The sequence below is a fragment of the Luteibacter sp. genome, from assembly GCF_051958795.1.
Taxonomy (GTDB): domain Bacteria; phylum Pseudomonadota; class Gammaproteobacteria; order Xanthomonadales; family Rhodanobacteraceae; genus Luteibacter.
In genome coordinates this window covers 1-2505 of record NZ_JBQCFT010000404.1, presented here as the reverse complement: position 1 = coordinate 2505, position 2505 = coordinate 1, and the positions used below count along the sequence as shown (strand labels likewise).

2 protein-coding genes are annotated in these 2505 nt (G+C 61.7%); one reads left to right on the top strand and one right to left on the bottom strand.

The annotated features are described in order from the left end of the window. Positions 1-1154, bottom strand: a 1154-nt coding sequence (locus ACTHLF_RS20840) for a TonB-dependent receptor plug domain-containing protein (protein WP_440330087.1), incomplete at its 3' end; no start/stop codon positions are given. Between the two features lie 827 nt (positions 1155-1981). On the opposite strand from ACTHLF_RS20840, the gene ACTHLF_RS20835 reads away from it, so the two are divergent. Beyond that, positions 1982-2113, top strand: coding sequence for a hypothetical protein (locus ACTHLF_RS20835; protein ID WP_440329310.1), 132 nt, complete (start codon positions 1982-1984; stop codon positions 2111-2113). Positions 2114-2505: the final 392 nt, after the last annotated feature.

Genomic DNA, 2505 nt, shown 5'->3' with positions numbered 1-2505 from the left:
CCGCTGATCTTGCCGTCGCCGTCCAGGTCGTAATTGACCGAGTGGTAATAGTTGCCGTTGGCCAGCGGGTTCTCGGTCACCGTGCTGCCGGAGCCGCCACCGCCCTCACCGTACTGGAAGTACGGGACGACGCTCAGGCGCAGGCTGTCGGTGAAGGTGAATTCGCCGTCGGCGCTGGCCAGGTAGTTGCGGAACGGGTTCTGGTGAAGCGCGTAGAAGTTGCTGCTGGTGCTGCCCGGCGTATAGACGCTGGCGTAGCTCTGCTTGTACTGCTGCGCCACCTGGGCCTTGGTCAGGCCTTCGTAGTTGGTCTTCACTTCGCGGTTGTACTGCACCGAGAAGGTCACCGAATTGCGGTCATCGATCGTCCAGACCGACTTGCCGTCGACCTTGGTGATCTTGGCCTTGCCGCGGCCACGCCACAGCTCGGTTTCATTATTCGAATACGAGAGCCACGAGCGCACCGGGCCGGTGTCGCCGGTGTTGAGGCGGAAGAACGTGCGGTGGTAGCTGTTCTGGCCCAGCGACTGGCTGAAATCCAGGCCCGCGGTGTGCGACGGATCGACCGTGACCCACGCGATGGAGCCACCGGCCGCGCCGGAGATCGGCGTGTCGTTGTCCGGGTAACCCTGCTGCACGGTGATGTCACCCATGTTCTCGGTGTCACCGTATTCGGTCGGGTAGATCTTGTAGTTACCGCTGTCGTTGATCGGCGCGCCGTTGACGGTCACGCCGACTTCGTCGATGGGAAAGCCGCGGATGGTGACGTTGCCGTCGTTGGTGCCGGTCACGTCGTCCGTCGACGAGACCACGCCCGGGATCGAATCGATTGCCTGGATGAAGGTGGCGCCCGGCGCGGCCTGCTTGATGGCATCGCGGGAGATGGTCGAGACCGCTTTCGGCGCGTCCTGGATGGACATCAGTCCACCGCCCAGCGACAGCGAGTTCGCGCGCACCTGGACTTCGCTCATCTGCTCGGCGGCGCGGCGGGTGGCGTTGTCGTTGGTGGTGTTCGACGTGGAAGAGACGTTCGAACGCTGCGTGGTCGTCGTGCTGGACTGGGTCTGCTGCGCCTGGCTGTCCTGGGCGGCGGCACTGCCGGCCACGAGGCAAAGCGAGAACGCTATCGCTGCCGAAAGGGTATTGCGATTCATCGACTGGTTTCCTGGTGTGATGCGAGTTATTGGTAACGGGTAATTCGAAAAATGTTTCTAATGACGTGATTAATTGCGATTAACAAGGCGTCCGTTTTTTATTACGCCTGCGCAAGAAAAAACGTTTTCTCCAGACACAGCTAAGCGCTCGGTACGCATACCGAGCGCAATAAGTCCTGTGTAGCGCCGCCCGCCGCGGCAAACCCTGTGGTACGCGGGATATCCCTGCCCTGAGATAATCAATAGGCTAGCATCACAGAATGACAATTTGTCGAATGCTTGACGTTTTTTTCATACGTCGCCATTCGGCTTTTCCTGCGATCAATTGATAATCAGGGCGTTCGATCTTCCGGGGTCGGCTCGCGTTCCGCTTCGCGCTATGTAGTCGGTTCATTCGCTTGCGCGAATGCATGTAACTAGCGGCTGACGCCGCCTCGCGCTCAGACGTCTCTGGAAAGAGGCCTGGGTGCCCACCCTCGCTGCTCAGACAGGTCCACCGCGTTCGTAAAGGAGTGCGCCTCCGGCGCAAATGTACTTATTGGCCTACGGCCGCTCTCTTGTGCGGAACTCGCCTCGAGGGTGGGCACCCAGGCCTCCCGGACACACTGAGGCATGATGTTTGGAGGGCCAGAGCTCGCTTCGGGTCCGGCACGCGGACAGGTCTGGGCGGACACGGCTTCGTCCGCGGACAGTAAGGCGCGCGTCGCATAGTCATGGCGAAATGGCTTCGCAACGCGGTTTGCGAGGCAAATTCGACGTTGGCACGGTGGATGCAATCTCCATGGCAAGGGCCCTCGGGCTCACCCTCTTACTCACGGAGACCCGCCATGAAAACCGAAACCTTCCTGCTGAAGACCTTCTTCGCCGCTGCCGTGCTGCTGAGCGTGTTGACGATGGGTGCGATGGTGACGACCAGTGGCCCGCAACTGCCGGTGACCACGATCGCTGCGGCTCGTTGATCGATACGGCCTCATCGCTGCGTCGGTGATCGCGCGCAAGCGAGCTGCCGGCGAGGCCTGCGCAGATCTCATGTAGGAGCGCGCTCGCGCGCGACATCTTTCGCTGACAGAGCCACAGGTCTTTTGCTGCACCGAGGCGAAAGCTGTCGGCCACAGGGTGGCCTCCTACGAGGCGGTGGTCGTCTGAAGACCCTGGCACGAACAGCGTGCGAGGCTCGCCCAACAATCAATCTCAGTGTGTCCGGGAGGACTTGGGGCCCACCCTCGAGGCGAGTTCCGCACAAGAGAGCTGTGGGCGCGGGCGTGGGCGCGCAATGGGGGGGGGCAACACCCCAAAAACCGCCCAAAGCGGCACCCAACCCCCCTGCATATCACCCAGGGTGGGGCCCCAA